This is a genomic window from Candidatus Vallotia laricis, assembly GCF_020541325.1.
GTDB classification, from domain to species: Bacteria; Pseudomonadota; Gammaproteobacteria; order Burkholderiales; family Burkholderiaceae; genus Mycetohabitans; species Mycetohabitans laricis.
In genome coordinates this window covers 164,599-181,720 of the sequence record NZ_CP047399.1, presented here as the reverse complement: position 1 = coordinate 181,720, position 17,122 = coordinate 164,599, and the positions used below count along the sequence as shown (strand labels likewise).

Here is a 17,122-nt window from a genome sequence, read left to right as displayed (position 1 = left end):
TGCTTACACTAAAAAACCAACCTTATCGGCTATCATGCTAGCAGTTACTAGCTACCCCTCACTTGACCTTTGACCGGATTTGTGCGGCTGAGCGATTAAACTATGGTAAATCATGAGGATTATGGCACGTTTTAATATAAGTACGGGATCCTTCATGACTCCATCACAAGATGTGAGTGTTTCTATAATCTACGCTAAAAAGCGATTCTAAAACATAGCCAAATACAGTACCGTATATTGGTATATGGAGTTAACCTACGGGTGTATGATCTATGCTGGATACACCTCTCATCGAAGTAAATATTTATTTGCACAGTCTGCACTAAATGTGCACTCTATTGAACAGCTTGGTATGCTAATTCCCTTGTTCAGAGCAGGCATTATGTGTTATTTATCGAAATAAATAACGTAATATCGTGTTAACTAGATAGCAGTGTGTACCACACACTCGTATCCACTAATATGTGTTCATTTTATTAACGCTTTACGCAACCCTTATCTCCTAGATTAGGGGATTTACTAGTGCTCTCTCGATGCCGTTAGTTGCATGGCAGTACACTTTCGCTAATATGCTGAGATTGATTATTAGTACTTTCTTCTCTGTTGTCGTACACGGAGGGGGTTTCTGCTTAGTCTATGCCTCAGCAGCTATAGTATTGTAATACCTACCCATATACACAACATGTGTATTGCACGAATCTATCTACACTATTCACTAATCGAGTCCGCTATACGCTATTAGCGACCCCCCCCATCTTGCGTCGTTCAGCTCTACTATCTACACTTCCAGCTGTTTTTGTCTTCTACGTCGCTCTGCTAGTAATAAATGCTCTTAATCCGCAAAGATGCTACCCGATTGCTTAGAGAGCTGTTACCGTTTTGTCCGTTTCTAGCTGGATCGGTAGTTTGCTTACGCTGCTCGAGAAGAATCCAAATTTCGACTGATTAAGCAGAGGATAACAATGCTTAAAGTTGGGCTCACCGGCGGAATCGGTAGCGGTAAAACAATCGTCTCCAATGCTTTCGCCACTTACGGCGTATCAATTGTGGACACTGATCTCATTTCGCATCGCATCACTGCGTCAGGTGGCAAAGCGATATCCGGTATTCGATCGCGATTTGGTAGTGCTTTCATAACAACAGAGGGTGCAATGAACCGCGCGCGAATGCGCGCGTTAATATTTAATAATACGCAAGCTAAACAACAGCTGGAGGCGATCTTACATCCACTCATTCGTATCGAGGCAGACTTCGAAATACGAGCGGCGAGCAGCCCATACGTAATCTGTGTAGTGCCGTTACTAGTTGAGGTAGGTAATTATTGGCATAAACGTGTCGATCGCCTTCTTGTTGTGGATTGTGCTGTACAGACTCAGGTTGAGCGCGTGATTCAGCGCAATGGCTTTACGAGAAAACAAGTGCAAGTCATCATTGAATCTCAGGCAACACGACAGACACGGATTGCAGTTGCTGACGACATTCTTATCAATGAGACTGATATTATCGATCCGATTTTGCCTAAAATAGCATTGTTGCATCAGCGCTATTTGTATTTAGCGCGCTAAGGTGCTCCACTATAGATCAGCATTTTAGAGGCTATACAGCATGCTGGCTAAATTTACGAATGTTTGCTACAGAGATTTAGTCGCATTAGAATAATATGATTACTTCCGTCGCTGTTCTATATTCTAAAGTGAAAGGCGCTTACGTTTGATTCTATACGAGTATCCGCTTAATGAGCGCATCCGAACACTATTGCGCCTCGAAGATCTATTCGATCGCTTTACATTCTTCTTGGCGCAAGAAGACCCGAGAGAACACCATGTCGCCCTGACTACACTCTTCGAGATCGCCGAAGTAACTAGCCGTAGCGAGTTGAAGTCGGATCTAATGAAGGAGCTGGAACGCCAGCGCCAAATCTTGACACCTTTTCGCGGCAGCCCTGGGATTAAACAGGATGCGCTAGAGATAATCCTCACGCAAATCGAGCAAACTCTAGCTAGTCTTACCCAGATGCAAGGCAAAACGGGTCAACATCTAGCTGAGAATGAATGGCTCGCTAGCATCCGAAGTCGATCTATCATTCCCGGCGCAACTTGCCGCTTCGATTTACCCGCATATTACGCATGGCAGCGTCGTACTGCAGAAGAACGCCAAACGGATATTATAAAATGGGCGATGCCGTTGATGCCACTGCGCGATGCAATAGTGATCATCCTGCGGCTCGCTCGTGAATCGGGGCAATTTACACAGGTTATCGCGCTGGGGGGGAGTTATCAGAAAATGTTATCGGGAAAGATCTATCAATTAATGCGAGTACGTGTAGTGCCAAACCTCTGCGTTATTCCAGAGGCTAGCGCTAACAAATATATGTTATGGGTACGTTTTACGGAGCAGGAGGGAGACTTGCGTCCGAGAACTGTTGAGGTTGATGTGCCATTCCAGCTATCACTATGCACACTATAAAATGGACAATCAAATCTCTTTAAATATGATGACTATAGTTAACTGCCCAACTTGGGGCAGGGGAGTAGAAGGGAAAACAGAAAACCAGTTCCGCCCTTTTTGTTCCGAACGTTGCAAGCAAATAGATTTCGGAGCTTGGGCAATTGGAAAATACAAAATCAGCGGCAGCGATCAGCTAGCTGATCACCCTTAAATTCAACTAAGATTCAACTTAGATTTAGCTCTAAATCTGTTTAGCAACAAGCCAATCGATCATCGTCAAAACTCCAGGTAAAAGCGGTGTAATATTGACAGGTGGTGCCTGCCAGATAAATTCTTGTCCTTCCCGACTGTGCAAATCACCATTCCACTCGATTATTTTGCAGAAGAATAGCCGGGCGTAAATGTGTGGGTAATTATATTCTAGAACCCGGCAGCGAACGCTGTTAGTAATCGTAATACCGAGCTCTTCATATAGCTCTCTGGCTAATGCGTCTTCAACACTTTCACCTAATTTTAGTTTACCACCTGGAAATTCCCAGTAGCCTTCGTATGGCTTTCCGGAAGGTCGTCGTGTGAGTAAGAAGTGATTATTTTTATTAAGTATTATGCCAACGGCCGTCTCTGTGACTTTTCGCTTATGAAGGGTATTGGTAGAAGAGTATACCTGCGATACGGCAGACTGTCCGTCTGTATGCGAGGAGGTTATAGTCATTACTCTTGATTATATACACTAGGGTTTCCCTACGAATAGCTATACCGGTTCGGGGTAGATCCTTCAAACTCTATGAACTCTGCTTCATAATCAAATACTGTCTAGAGTTATTTCAGAATTTTATAGCTGGCCTCGACTTTTCCTCGATATAAGTCATATAATAGTCTTTAATAAAAATAGTCTTTAATAAAAATTGACCGATACTTAGCGTAGTAATCGGCTTTTAATCGTTTGAGAGGTACTTTCTTACGTCTCATAAATTATTAAGCTATTAAGTGCAATTCTTTTTCATAGGTATGCAAATACTTCCACTCATTATAAGTTAGGAACGATAATTCAAATTGATAGAGATGTAATTATGTGATAAGTCCAAAGTCAAGATGCTTGTCTGTGCATCTCTGCTCGTCAATGTATACGTATCAAAATTTCACTTTGACTACCCCTCCTCTTCGCGATAATTTCGCTGACGGATACCAGCTTTAAATAACTTACTAGTCATTTAAATATAGTCAATATTTTACATCCAAATTGAAATACAGAACAACCAATGAACTCTAGGATGCGGCTTAGATTCAGATTGAACGCATAGCATTTTACGCTAACAGCGATCGACTAATCGCGTAAGCTACTCTCTTACACTCCGCAACATCGCACCCCCCTCAACACGAACCGTTATAAATTTCGCTGCCTCTTCTCTATCGCGCACGATCAGCTGTGCAAGAGTCTATATGAGCTATATCAATCATTGAGCAGAGCGCAGTATGCGGCACTTTACGCAGATGTGGTGGCAACCGTTGATTGAGCAGTCCCTATAATGATAAAGGGATCATTGTTTATGGTAATTAGCTATTAAATAGGCTACCTCGATATAGCCTTGATCTGTGTATCGGTCATTAAAATTAACTACGCTACCTCATACTAATGTGCTGGCGCAAGTCGTGCGAGAGCCAAGTCAATCTGACCGGAGTCGCTCATCGGTGGTATCTCAAGGATAATACCGGTAAAGGCTGGTCGGTACAGATACGTAAATGCGCTAATTCCGCACAACTCTCGCGGGCATACGCTAGACTAGACCTACTTGCCGGTCCTAGAATTTGCGCTGCCGGTATTCACAAAGAGCCCCCCCCCCAATCTCTACGAAATTGCCGCGCGTAAACGTAATAGTTTGCGTCACATAGTGACTGGTATGAGGCAGAAGCATTTATAGTAAACACGTCAGACGCAGTTGCATCCCTATTGCATCCCTATCAATAGCGGTTACTAGTACATCTTTATATTTGGTTGATAAATATAAGCTTTTCTGACCACAAAGAAGCGAGTCTCTCACGAGATACTACCATGGCACTGTTTATATTTTTTGCCACTGCCACACGAGCACCGATCGTTACGACCAACCTTCGGGTAGGAGCTGTAGCGAGTAGCTATCGCCGATTCACTGGTGCTGGAGTCTGATAAGGAATCGGGGCTTATATTATCCATATGCGCAGCTAATAATACACGTGATTCTAGATTAGCGTCTTGATTCGCTACATGGCCTACCCTCCCACCCCCCTTATACTGCTCAGCAGACACCCCTAGTTGTTCCACTGTTCGAATTTTTACATTCATCACGGTATGCGTAATCTCGTGCTTGACTGCGTTCAGCATTTCCGCAAAAAGCTCGAATGCCTCAAGCTTATATTCCTGCTTTGGATTTTTCTGCGCATAGCCACGTAAATGGATACCCTGACGCAGATGCTCCAGCGCAGCTAGGTGCTCGCGCCAATGAGAGTCTAGCGTATATAGTATTACCGAACGCTCAAAATTACTAAACGCCTCACGACCGACCTGCATAACCTTAGTTATATATACCTCATCACTCGCTGCAATCACTGCTTCAAGTACTTCGTCGGCTTCCATCGCATCTATCTTGCTTGCGATCTCTTGTAATATAGGATCAGGCAACCACTCGTTACGTAACGCTTCCTCAAGCGCCCGAATATCCCACTGCTCCTCTATACTACCGGATGGTACGTATACACGCACAAGATGTGTAAGCACACTATGCCGCATAGCGGTGATTGTCTCGCGAACCTCCTTCGCCTCTAACAATTCATTACGCTGTTGATAAATCACCTGACGTTGCTCATTAGCAACGTCATCATACTCGAGTAACTGCTTACGGATATCGAAGTTACGAGCCTCGACCTTTCGTTGTGCTGATTCAATTGAGCGTGTTACAATTCTAGACTCGATTGCTTCACCCTCTGGAATTTTTAGACAATTCATAATTGCACGGACTCGATCTCCAGCAAAAATGCGTAGCAAAGGATCCTCAAGCGATAGGTAGAAGCGTGATGACCCAGGATCGCTCTGACGACCAGCCCGACCCCGTAACTGGTTGTCGATCCGACGAGATTCGTGCCGTTCAGTACCAATAATATGCAGGCCACCAGCTGTTTTAACTTGTTCGTGCAGCATCCGCCATTCGTCGTATATCTTCCCTATCCGACGTCGCTTTTCTGCATCACTGATCGACGTATTCGATTCGATCAGTGATGCTTGTTTATCTGGATTTCCGCCAAGCACGATATCAGTGCCACGGCCAGCCATATTAGTAGCAATTGTAATGTGCCTCGGGCGACCCGCCTCAGCGACAATTGCTGCTTCACGAGCATGCTGCTTCGCGTTAAGTACCTCGTGCGGCAGCTTTATTTGTTTAAGCAATCGCGCTAGTAGTTCAGAATTTTCAATTGAAGTGGTTCCTACTAGCACTGGCTGTCCGCGCTTGTAACAATCTCGGATATCGCGGATTACTGCATCATATCGTTCCTGCGAGATTTTATAAATCTGGTCCTGGTGATCTGTTCGCCTGGACGGTTGGTTCGTTGGAATTATAATAGTCTCAAGTCCATAAATCTCATGGAACTCGTATGCCTCAGTATCAGCTGTTCCAGTCATTCCGGATAGCTTAGTGTACATTCGGAAGTAATTCTGAAATGTGATCGACGCAAGAGTTTGGTTCTCCGCTTGAATTTTTACATGCTCTTTGGCTTCTATGGCCTGGTGGAGGCCATCTGACCAGCGGCGTCCCGGCATCAAGCGTCCAGTAAACTCATCAACGATAACCACCTCGTGGTTCTGCATAACATAGTGCTGATCGCGAAAGAATAGTGTATGAGCACGCAGCGCCGCATACACATGATGCATTAGCGTGATATTTTGTGATGCATAAAGACTCTCACCATCATTAATAAGATCCCATTCAGCTAAAAGTCGCTCGGCTTTCTCATGACCTGATTCCGTTAGGAATACTGAGCGTGTTTTTTCGTCCAGCGTGTAATCACCCGGCTTCTCGATTCCACTACCATCCGCTTTTTCCTCGCCGATTTGGCGCTCTAGAAATGGCGGCAAGGAATTTATCCGAATATATAGATTCGTGTGATCTTCAGCTTGCCCCGAAATAATCAGCGGCGTACGTGCCTCGTCGATCAGGATTGAATCAACCTCGTCGACAATCGCGAAATTTAACGTGCGTTGCACACGCTCATTAACCTCGTAGACCATATTATCGCGTAGATAGTCGAACCCGAATTCATTATTCGTACCATATGTGATATCTGACGTGTAAGCCTCCCTCTTTTGGCTGTGTCCCATTTGCAAGAGATTTATACCAACAGATAAGCCAAGGAAGTTATAAAGCTGGCGCATCCACTCTGCATCGCGCCTTGCAAGATAGTCATTGACTGTTACCACATGCACGCCACACCCTGATAATGCATTCAGATACGCTGCTAGCGTAGCTACCAGCGTCTTTCCTTCGCCAGTGCGCATTTCGGCAATCTTTCCATAGTGCAGAGCCATTCCTCCAATAAGCTGTACGTCGAAGTGCCTCATTTTCAGCACGCGTCGGCTAGCTTCTCGACACACAGCAAACGCCTCAGGCAATAGTTTATTAAGTAACTCGCCAGTCGCTACGCGCTGCCTAAATTCGTCGGTTTTCGCGCGTAATTGCTCGTCCGTCATCTTTTCAATCCGCATCTCCAGCGAATTAATTATTGCGACAGTCTTTTGATACTGCTTGATTAACCGCTGATTGCGGCTACCAAAAATCTTTTTCAGAAAACCATGGGTCATCAGATCGGGATCTCGAGTTGATACGCGGCACAGAATCGGCGTAGCCCGTTAGCGCACGGCGGTTTCAAAGCTATGTTTATTAAATGCACGGGTACAATTTTAGCATTACCATGCTAAAAACATTTTCGACTTAGCGTGCTCAGTTATAAACTCATGCTCGCTAAGGGAGGAATATCGCGCAGAATCGGCTAACAACAGATACAATATTGTAGATACATCAGTTTTTAAACGGCCATGATCTATGACTTCTCTAAACAAATTCTATGAATCGCCATTCGCGCCACTATTTGCTAGGCAAGCAGTTTGTTCTTACGCCACTCATTAAATTAATGTCGTCTAGCTCTGAGCTGGCTGCTCTTCAAACCGGAATACAGCAGGTCTCGAAGCTGGAAACAGCGCTAAAATCCGTACTGCCTAGTTATCTAGCTAGTCATGTTTATACACCTCCAATTAAAAACCGAGCACTTACCATTTTTGCAGCCCATAGTGCCTTAGCTACCCGGCTTCGTCATTTAGAGCCAACAATGCTAGCCAAACTACAGCAACGCGGTTTTGCACTACTAGCTATCAAGATACGCGTATGTCCGAAGGCGCAATCTTCTACGTTAAAGATTAAGCAAGCTCGGGTTTCATCAGCTGGCGCAGATTGTCTTTGGCAGCTAGCTAATACATTAGAGTCCTCGCCACTGCAGCAGGCCATTAGTCGCATGGCACATAGACATATAAGCCACCGCCCTAATAATATTCGCCCCGATCAGACTTAATCAAAGCGAATATTATTATGGAATATCGACCATAGTTTGTATATTGCTGCACTCTACAGTCTCATACGCACTTAATAGACGCTATCAGATAAATACTAGCTTGTAGATCTACAGGAAAACTGTAGCACCTCTGCTTTCTAGTTACAAAATGTAATAACCTTATATGCATTTGCATGAGTAAGTAATTTGCACAATAGCGTATTGTTTAAGCCATGACTAGACTTGTAAGCAGTATATGTTGCTAACCGGATAGCCTCCTATATACAGACAGATCTCCTATAGCATCTAGCATTTATGTTTTATGAACCTGTTGTCATGGCGCAGGCCCTCGTTATTCAGAACACGATATTTGTCGAGTATAGTTGGCGTTATTTATACTTCTACCTTGAACTAATCCTATAATTCTTGCATCATTTCGACTTAGTGCAAAATCCGAATGTAGGGCACGCGCAATCTTACGTATATAGGATGTATCCTCGAAATCGATTCCTAATTCCTGTCTAGTCTTATCTACCCCCGGGTGACACAAACAGATTGTAAACTTTAGTTTTAAACCTAAGTAGGCTCCAGCCTAGCAAGCTTATTGCTAATATGTACCTCAACAGACTGAGTGACCCTGCTAAACTTCTTAGCGGTATCTTGTTTGTCAATTCCAGCCGACTGGAGTAAAAATACAAACGATGATGCACTACCATCCATAATTGGGATTTCCTCGGCCGTTACTTCTACATATAGATTATCAATTCCGAGATCTGTACACGCAGACATCAGGTGCTCAACAGTCGACACCTCGTTCCGTCTTTTTCTATTACCGAATACCGAAATTAGCAATAGCTAGACACGGTGTCACCTTAAGGCTAATACCCGCTGCTTTTACTATCGATTTAATGGTCTGCTGCTTAACATTTTCTTAACTTTTAGTGGGTTATTAAATAAATTTTAAATTCTTAGCTTTTAAGCTGTGCAACTTAAAACTTTAGTTTTCATTATTAGTATGAAGAAACTATTTATTATTAGTATTTTTATATATGTTTAATGACAAAGCTAATTTTCGGGGTATTTTATGGATATTTAGACTAGCGATCATTATTCGTATAATGCCTCCATCGCCGGGTTAACTGATTAGCAAGCTTGCTTGCGTAAAAATGCTGGAATATCGTATGTATCTACACCCTTTTCTTGTAATGCTTGCACATGCGATGCAGCAGCCTCCCGCGAGTTGCGCCGCACGGTTGTTGAAGAATCTGGCACCCCGTAGTCAGTCGATGGTGCAGTGATCTGATGGTTATCTGTGCCGGTGCGTAGCAGCGTCATCGGAATAGATGACTGCCGTTTGACAGCAGCTCCACGGCCAAGACCTGTCGCTACTACAGTTACTCGTAAGGCATCGCCCATCGTATCATCGTATACTGCGCCGAAAATTACTGTTGCATCATCAGCTGCATAACTTTTGATCGTATTCATTACATCGCGGGTTTCTGATAGACGCAGTGAACGACTTGATGTAATGTTAACTAACACACCTCGCGCTCCAGACAAGTCTACTCCCTCGAGTAGTGGACTGGCTACCGCTTGCTCAGCCGCTAGCCGTGCGCGTTCTTCGCCAGCGACTGTTGCAGTTCCCATCATTGCCTTACCCTGCTCTCCCATTACGGTTTTAACGTCTTCAAAGTCTACATTTACTAGGCCATCAACATTAATAATCTCAGCAATACCAGCTACTGCGTTATGCAATACGTCGTCAGCGCACTGAAAACATTTATCCATTTCAGCGTCATCACCCATCACGTCGAACAGCTTATCGTTAAGTACGACAATGAGCGAGTCGACATGCGACTCAAGATCCTCTGCGCCCGTCTCAGCAGTTCTCATACGTTTGCTACCCTCAAACTCAAATGGCTTGCTGACGACGCCAACCGTTAGGATTCCGATCTCCTTGGCAATTTGAGCAACTACAGGCGCGGCACCGGTACCCGTGCCACCGCCCATGCCCGCTGTAATAAATACCATATTTGCGCCGTGTAACGCATCGGAAATCAGTTCTCTTGCCTCTTCCGCAGCAGCATGCCCCATGTCAGGTTTTGCTCCAGCTCCGAGACCAGTCTTACCAAGTTGAATTACAGATGGCGCCTTAGATCGATTTAGCGCTTGGGCATCAGTATTCATTACGATGAAATCAACACCTTGTACACCGCGATTGATCATATGTTGGACAGCATTACCACCGGCGCCACCAACCCCGACGACCTTAATGACCGTTCCATTGGTTTCGGTTTCTAGCATTTCGAATTTCATTAATGTCTCTGTTAAGTATTAAGTAACTTCGCACTACGTTATACGATGGTGGAATTAAAAAATTTTTTTGTGTATCCATTACCATCAGTATGTTGCGAAACAACTTTAAAAATTACCTAAAAACCAGTCCTTCATTCGGGCCCACATCTGTACTGCAGAACCAGACTGTGCAGCTATCTTGCGTCCCCGCATACGCTGCAAACTCCCCGCTATTATTAGTCCGATCGCAGTCGAATAGCGGGGATCTCGTACTACGTCCGCCAGTCCACCAGAATACTCTGGTATGCCGATGCGCACTGGTTTAAGCAAGATATTCTCGCCAAGTTCAACCATGCCAGACATCATTGCTGCTCCACCAGTCAATACTACGCCAGAGATAATGAGTTCCTCGTAGCCGGACTCGCGTATGACTTGCTGGACTAGTAAAAAGAGCTCCTCTACACGCGCTTCAATCACCGCGGCTAAAGACTGGCGAGATAGAACCCGAGGGACACGATCGCCCAGACCGGGTATTTCAATCGTTTCGTCTGGACCAGCTAGCGTTTGCTTGACGATCCCGGAGGATATTTTAATATCCTCCGCGTCCGGTGTCGGCGTGCATAATGCCATTGCTATATCACCCGTGATTTGATCACCTGCAACCGGAATTACCGCTGTATAACGGATCGCCCCTTTTCTAAAGATTGCGATATCAGTAGTTCCACTGCCGATATCAACCAGCACTACACCTAGCTCTTTTTCATCTTCTGTTAGCACGGCCAAGCTCGATGCGAGCGGTTGTAAGATGAGGTTATTCATCTGTAGCCCGCAGCAGCGTACACATTTCACAATGTTGTGAGCGGCAGAAATAGCGCCTGTCACAATGTGTATTTTTACTTCCAAGCGGATACCGCTCATGCTAAGTGGATCGCGGACATCCTCTTGTCCGTCAATTATAAATTCCTGCGTTAGGATATGCAGAACCTGCTGATCCGTCGGGATATTAATCGCCTTCGCTGTTTCAATTACACGAGCAATATCTGCTTGCGTGACCTCTTGTTCCTTAATTGCGACCATACCGCTTGAATTAAAGCTGCGGATATGGCTACCAGCAATTCCAGTAAAAACGTTAGTAATCTTACAGTCGGCCATTAGTTCGGCCTCATCGAGCGCATGCCGGATCGATTGAATTGTCGCTTCAATATTAACGACTACCCCCTTTTTTAAACCCCGAGAGTTGCTTTGACCGAGTCCGATTACTTCATAGTGTCCTCCGCCTTTTAGCTCCGCAACAACAACGACTACCTTTGATGTCCCGATGTCAAGGGCAGCCAACAGGTCTTTGTGGTCTTTGCTCATAGCATGTACTTCATTGCGAGTATCGTCGGTTTATTGCCTTATGGCTGCGGATTTTTTGCCTTCGGGTCGTCGAGAATACATCGCATCTCTGTGGCGCGAATTGCGAACCCGTTCGGATATCGCAGATCTACATATTTGATGTTGCTACCCCAGTGCTGAGTGACTACGGGCCAAGCTACTATTAATCTTCGCACGCGGCTAGCTAGCGTATCCTTGTTGCAGTCTCGTCCCAGCTCTATCTGCATCCCATTAGTTAGCCTAATAGTCCAGGCATAGCGCAGCGATAACGTAATTTCCTCGAGCTTTGCACCCAGCGACCCGAACCATTTTTGGAAATCGTAGTATCGGGCTACAACGATACGAACCGACCCTATAGGTCCAGAAAACATAGGTAATTCGGGATCAACTGGATAAGCCGTAAAGATCTCACCATCGACGCTGACGAGCTGATTACTGCCCCATACACCTAGGGGCTTGTATTCTTCAAGCGTGACCGTCAATATATTCGGCCACACGCGACGCACGCTCGCGTGACGCATCCAGGGGATTTGTTCGAATGCGGAGCGTACTTTGTCTAGATCTAGCGTGAAGAAATTACCGTCCAGCTTGCCCAGCATATTCTCTCGCACTATTTTCTGGCTAATATGCTTAATATCACCGCCGATCAGCAACGTGCGTAACACAAAAGCCGGTCTTTGCACTAGCCATAGCCCCCCCCCGGCAAACACGATCGCTAGCAGCGATGCATACAATGCGTTCAAAATTATATTAAGCTGACGGGGATTATTCCACATGTCGACCAGCTAGGCGTTAATCCTTCAGCGTAAGCGCAAGTATATTCACTAGTAGTTCACTGTATGAGATGCCAGCTTTACGAGCCGATTTCGGCATTAATGAATGATTAGTCATGCCGGGGGCAGTGTTAATCTCTAAAAAATATGGGTTGCCATTGCCATCGAGCATTAAGTCAGCTCGCCCCCATCTGGGGCAAGCCAGGATTTCGAACGCGCGGTACGCGAGCTCCGTCAGCCGCCGCTCGTTTGTATCGCTCAATCCACATGGAATCTGGTACTGAGTATTATCCTGAATGTATTTCGCATGATAATCGTAAAAATCACTAGCAGGCACGATCCGAATCAGTGGCAATTGAAGTGAACCAGCGACACATACAGTATATTCACCGCCACCCTCAATGCTTTTCTCTACTAGTACCACTGGATTACGCTGAGCGACTTGAGCTAATGCATACTGCAAGTTATCGGCTTCTCTAACCTTGATTACAGAGATACTAGATCCCTCGGTAGCCGGTTTAACAAACAGCGGCAAACCTAGTTTTGCAATAATCTGCCGTGCTCGCATATCATAATCATTGTTTCTTAATACTATGTCAAACGGCGGCGTTGGGATACCAACCTGCTGCCAAATCAATTTCGTTCGGAACTTATCCATACCTAATGCCGAGCCTAGTACTCCTGGACCGGTATAGCGAATCCCATAAAAATCGAGAGCTGCCTGAATCTGACCATTTTCACCATATCCGCCGTGCAACGCAACAAATGCACGTACGAACCCTTCATCTATAAGCTCTGATAAGGGTCGATCTTTTGGATTAAATAAGTGCGCTTCAATACCAACGTCGCGTAGACCCTGGTGGACTAACAGTCCGGAAGAGAGTGATATGTTGCATTCGGACGACTTGCCACCATAAAGCACCGCCACTTTACCGAACTTTTTTGGATCGATCGTATGAATCATTACACTTTTTGTTCCCGTGTAAGCTGAGCCGGCACACTGCTGATCGAGCCTGCTCCCATCGTTATTACCATATCTCCGTCGGAAACTACTGTCGCTAGTACATCCGGAATTTCATTAATACTGTCGACAAATATCGGTCTAATCCTGCCGGCCCGGTGAATAGCCCGCGCTAGCGCGGGGGCGTCTGCAGCCACAATAGGTGTTTCACCAGCTGCGTAAACCTCAGTCAGCACTAGCTCGTCAACTGTCGAAAGAACCTTCACAAAACCTTCAAAACAATCGCGCGTACGCGTATAGCGGTGTAGCTGAAACACAAGAATCAACCGACGATTTGGGAATGCATCACGCGCTGCACCGATTGTAGCCGCCATCTCAACTGGATGATGGCCATAATCATCAATCAGTAAGTAGGCACCACCACCCGTTAGTGCCACTTCACCATAACGTTGGAAACGCCGGCTTACGCCCCTGAATTCAGCGAGAGCTGATTGGATATCTATATCAGCCACCCCTAGCTTAGTAGCAATTGCAATGGCCGCAAGCGCATTTTGCACATTGTGCACGCCAGGGAGGTTCAACAGGATCTCTAATGGTGGCGCATCGATGCGATGAACAGTAAAATACATCTGGTCTTCTCTAGCACGAACTTGGATTGCACGCACGTCTGCTTCATGCGTAAATCCATAACGAATAATCGGCTTAGAAACAAACGGTAAAATGTCGCGTACATTCGGGTCGTCTATACATAGTACCGCAATACCGTAAAATGGTAGCCGATAGGTAAATTCAATAAACGCCTGCTTAAGCTGAGCGAAATTATGGTTATAGGTATCCATATGGTCGATATCAATGTTCGTAATTACCTCGATTACTGGAAGTAGATTAAGAAACGATGCATCTGACTCATCAGCTTCAGCAACGATAAAATCACCCGTACCAAGTCGTGCATTTGACCCTGTACTAATTAGACACCCACCGATTACGAAAGTTGGATCTAGTCCTCCGGCCACTAGAACGCTGGCTACAAGACTAGTGGTTGTAGTCTTGCCATGCGTGCCGGCAATCGCTATGCCACTCTTAAATCGCATCAACTCAGCAAGCATCATAGCGCGAGGCACAATCGGGATATGCCTACGTCGTGCCTCAAGCACTTCGGGGTTATCGTTGCATACCGCTGTGGAAATAACAACTGCGTCAGCGCCGTCAATGTACTGTGCATTGTGACCGAGCTTGATATCAGCTCTGAGTGCGCGCAACCGATCAGTGACGGCCGATCTGTTGACGTCCGAGCCACTGACCCGATAGCCTAAATTGAGTAGCACTTCAGCGATTCCGCCCATTCCAGAACCACCGATCCCGACAAAGTGGATATGCTTGACAATATGTTTCATTGCTTTCCTTGCGCACGAGACCATGCATGATCCAATTCGAATGCCGTATCTCACGTGATGAGCGACGCACATACTTGCGCAATCGACTCAGCAGAATCGAATGGAGCTAGTTTATGCGCACAGACGGCAAACTGTGCAAGTGAAGCACGCGTCTGGCTTCCAAGCCAACCCGCGAGTTTCTCTGCCGACAGTTCGTTTTCTGGCATTACGCTCGCCGCCCGATGCATAACGAGGAATTCTGCGTTTGCCGCTTGATGGTTGTCGACGGCGAACGGAAATGGTATAAACAGCGCTGCTACGCCTACAGCAGTGATTTCTGATACGGTCATCGCGCCTGCACGACAAATTACCAGGTCAGTTTCAGTATAGGCTTGCGCCATATCTTCGATAAATGAAACTAGTTTGATACCGTTACCCTGTACTAGTCCGGCTTCCTTGTAATATATATGCAATGCTTCAATATGTTTATCGCCGGCCTGATGTACAACATACGGGCGCCGTGATGGATCAAATAATGCTAAAGCATACGGTACTATTTTGTTAAGTGCGGCGGCACCCAGGCTGCCGCCGACCACTAGAATGCGTAACGGTCCAGAGCGTGCTGTGTAGCGTATTTCGGGTGGAGCTGTTAGAGCTAGTTCCGGGCGGATTGGATTGCCGACACAGTGCGCACCAGGTAATACATCCGGAAAGGCAACTAAAACACGGTGCGCTAGCTTAGCTAGAAGTTTGTTGGCTAAGCCGGCAACCGCATTTTGTTCATGCAGTACTAGTGGAATGCGTGTAAGCACCGATATTAAACCAGCCGGAAACGTGATATAGCCGCCCATACCAAGTACAACGTCAGGTCGCACTCGGCGAAGCACAGATCGACTTTCTAGGCATGCGAATAGCAGATTCAGTGGAAAACATATTTTTGTGGTAATATTTTTACCACGTACACTACCAAAATGAACAAACTCTATTGGAATTCTATACTTAGGTACCAGTATTGCTTCCATTCCATACGGATTGCCGAGCCATACGACGCGCCAGCCTTTCGCACGCATCCGTTGCGCAACCACTAGTCCCGGAAAAATATGGCCGCCGGTACCACCAGCCATCACAAGCAGCGTGCATGTTCCCATACCTTGCCTCCGCGCATCAATACTCGATTTTCATAATCTATGCGCATTAAGAGTGCTACCGCTATACAGTTGAGCAGAATTCCGGAGCCACCATAACTAACTAGGGGCAGCGTTAATCCCTTAGTCGGTAGCAGACCGAGGTTTACGCTAATATTTATGAACGCCTGTGCACCGACCCACAAACCAATTCCTTTCGCGACTAATCCGTCAAAATTATGATTGAAGGCGATCGCCTGGCGTCCGATCTCGAACGCACGTCGTGTAATCCAATAAAATAGTAGGATCACAACGACTACACCAATAAAGCCTAGCTCCTCACCAATCACTGCAAGAATAAAGTCAGTATGTGCTTCAGGTAAATAGTTAAGCTTCTCAAGGCCACCTCCCAGACCAACTCCAAACCACTTACCTCGTCCAAATGCGATGAGCGAATGAGTTAGCTGGTATGACTTACCTTGTGCATAGCTTCTTTCCCATGGATTTAGGTACGCAAAAATGCGTTCTCGGCGCCACGGCGAGACCCAAACTAAAATACCTATTGCACCAATGATAGTCAGTGTTAAACTGCCGAACAAGCGTATACACATGCCCCCCAAGAATAATACACCTATTGCAATTACTGCAATGACTATAAAATCTCCCATATCTGGCTCAAGCAGTAGCATCGCGCCAACTACGCACACTATAAGCGTTATCGGCAGAAAACCTCTCATAAACTGGTGCATGTATTTCTGTTTTCGAGCGGTATAGTTAGCGGCATAAATTATTACCGCTAGCTTCATAATTTCCGACGGTTGTATACTAATAATACCTAGATGGATCCAGCGCCGCGCACCGTTCACGCCTTTGCCTAAGTAAGGGATTAAAACGAGCGCCAGTAAAAGTAACGTGACAATAAAGAACCCCGGAGCGCATCTATTCCAGGTCTTAATCGGAATTCGAAATACTACTATTGCCCCGATAACACCACTCATGAGCGATGCAATGTGCCGAATCAGAAAGTGATATGGCATATAAGTTGAGTACTTTGGCGAGTTAGGTAGTGCGATCGACGCTGAATACACCATTACAACTCCAAGCGACAATAGTGTGATCGTTACCCAGAGTAGTGGGTGATCATAGTCACGCATGCGTAATCCTACGGTTCGATTATTTCTAACTTTACTGGTTAATGTT

The 17,122-nt window shown here is 45.7% G+C and carries 13 protein-coding genes and 2 pseudogenes; 5 read left to right on the top strand and 10 right to left on the bottom strand.

Features of this window, described 5'->3' with window-relative positions:
• Positions 1 to 962: 962 nt before the first annotated feature.
• The 3 genes from coaE to GKR41_RS00855 all read left to right on the top strand — a co-directional run bounded on the left by coaE (position 963) and on the right by GKR41_RS00855 (position 2,659).
• Positions 963 to 1,565: a dephospho-CoA kinase gene (gene coaE / locus GKR41_RS00865; protein WP_226809960.1), complete on the top strand. Its 603-nt coding sequence runs from the start codon at positions 963 to 965 to the stop codon at positions 1,563 to 1,565.
• 145 nt (positions 1,566 to 1,710) lie between these two features.
• Positions 1,711 to 2,466, top strand: coding sequence for a cell division protein ZapD (gene zapD / locus GKR41_RS00860; protein WP_226809958.1), 756 nt, complete (start codon positions 1,711 to 1,713; stop codon positions 2,464 to 2,466).
• A 25-nt stretch (positions 2,467 to 2,491) separates the two neighbouring features.
• A complete protein-coding gene (locus tag GKR41_RS00855; protein ID WP_226810205.1) occupies positions 2,492 to 2,659 on the top strand; it encodes a DNA gyrase inhibitor YacG in 168 nt (55 codons plus the stop codon).
• 30 nt (positions 2,660 to 2,689) lie between these two features.
• Here GKR41_RS00855 and GKR41_RS00850 read toward each other — a convergent pair whose 3' ends face one another.
• The gene (locus GKR41_RS00850; RefSeq protein WP_226809957.1) at positions 2,690 to 3,160 is read right to left on the bottom strand and encodes an NUDIX domain-containing protein; all 471 of its coding nucleotides are present in this window, start codon (positions 3,158 to 3,160) and stop codon (positions 2,690 to 2,692) included.
• A gap of 921 nt (positions 3,161 to 4,081) precedes the next feature.
• On the opposite strand from GKR41_RS00850, the gene GKR41_RS00845 reads away from it, so the two are divergent.
• Positions 4,082 to 4,315: a hypothetical protein gene (locus tag GKR41_RS00845; RefSeq protein ID WP_226809956.1), complete on the top strand. Its 234-nt coding sequence runs from the start codon at positions 4,082 to 4,084 to the stop codon at positions 4,313 to 4,315.
• Between the two features lie 168 nt (positions 4,316 to 4,483).
• Here the strand turns inward: GKR41_RS00845 and secA are convergent, their stop codons facing one another.
• Positions 4,484 to 7,276 carry a preprotein translocase subunit SecA gene (gene secA, locus GKR41_RS00840; RefSeq protein WP_226809955.1) on the bottom strand — a complete coding sequence of 931 codons (2,793 nt, stop codon included), beginning with the start codon at positions 7,274 to 7,276 and terminating at the stop codon, positions 4,484 to 4,486.
• Between the two features lie 263 nt (positions 7,277 to 7,539).
• Between secA and GKR41_RS00835 the strand changes: the two genes are divergently transcribed.
• Positions 7,540 to 8,040 (top strand): DciA family protein, encoded by a 501-nt coding sequence (locus GKR41_RS00835; protein WP_226809954.1) that lies wholly within the window; start codon positions 7,540 to 7,542, stop codon positions 8,038 to 8,040.
• Positions 8,041 to 8,177: 137 nt separating this feature from the next.
• Here the strand turns inward: GKR41_RS00835 and lpxC are convergent.
• The 8 genes and pseudogenes from lpxC to ftsW form a co-directional block, all read right to left on the bottom strand.
• Positions 8,178 to 8,855 (bottom strand): annotated as a pseudogene (gene lpxC / locus GKR41_RS00830) (UDP-3-O-acyl-N-acetylglucosamine deacetylase); the annotation flags it as partial.
• Between the two features lie 307 nt (positions 8,856 to 9,162).
• A complete protein-coding gene (ftsZ, locus tag GKR41_RS00825; protein WP_226809953.1) occupies positions 9,163 to 10,335 on the bottom strand; it encodes a cell division protein FtsZ in 1,173 nt (390 codons plus the stop codon).
• Between the two features lie 105 nt (positions 10,336 to 10,440).
• A complete protein-coding gene (gene ftsA / locus GKR41_RS00820) occupies positions 10,441 to 11,673 on the bottom strand; it encodes a cell division protein FtsA (protein WP_226809952.1) in 1,233 nt (410 codons plus the stop codon).
• A 38-nt stretch (positions 11,674 to 11,711) separates the two neighbouring features.
• Complete coding sequence (locus GKR41_RS00815; protein ID WP_226809951.1) at positions 11,712 to 12,467, bottom strand: cell division protein FtsQ/DivIB; 756 nt, start codon at positions 12,465 to 12,467, stop codon at positions 11,712 to 11,714.
• A 16-nt stretch (positions 12,468 to 12,483) separates the two neighbouring features.
• Entirely contained in the window at positions 12,484 to 13,425 is a 942-nt protein-coding gene (locus tag GKR41_RS00810; RefSeq protein ID WP_226810204.1) for a D-alanine--D-alanine ligase, read from the bottom strand.
• Between the two features lie 2 nt (positions 13,426 to 13,427).
• Positions 13,428 to 14,819: a UDP-N-acetylmuramate--L-alanine ligase gene (gene murC / locus GKR41_RS00805; protein ID WP_226810203.1), complete on the bottom strand. Its 1,392-nt coding sequence runs from the start codon at positions 14,817 to 14,819 to the stop codon at positions 13,428 to 13,430.
• Positions 14,820 to 14,869: 50 nt separating this feature from the next.
• Positions 14,870 to 15,946 carry an undecaprenyldiphospho-muramoylpentapeptide beta-N-acetylglucosaminyltransferase gene (murG, locus tag GKR41_RS00800; RefSeq protein WP_226809950.1) on the bottom strand — a complete coding sequence of 359 codons (1,077 nt, stop codon included), beginning with the start codon at positions 15,944 to 15,946 and terminating at the stop codon, positions 14,870 to 14,872.
• Positions 15,922 to 17,118: pseudogene (ftsW, locus tag GKR41_RS00795) on the bottom strand (putative lipid II flippase FtsW); the annotation flags it as partial. The gene murG and the pseudogene ftsW, both read right to left, overlap by 25 nt.
• Between the last annotated feature and the right edge of the window lie 4 nt (positions 17,119 to 17,122).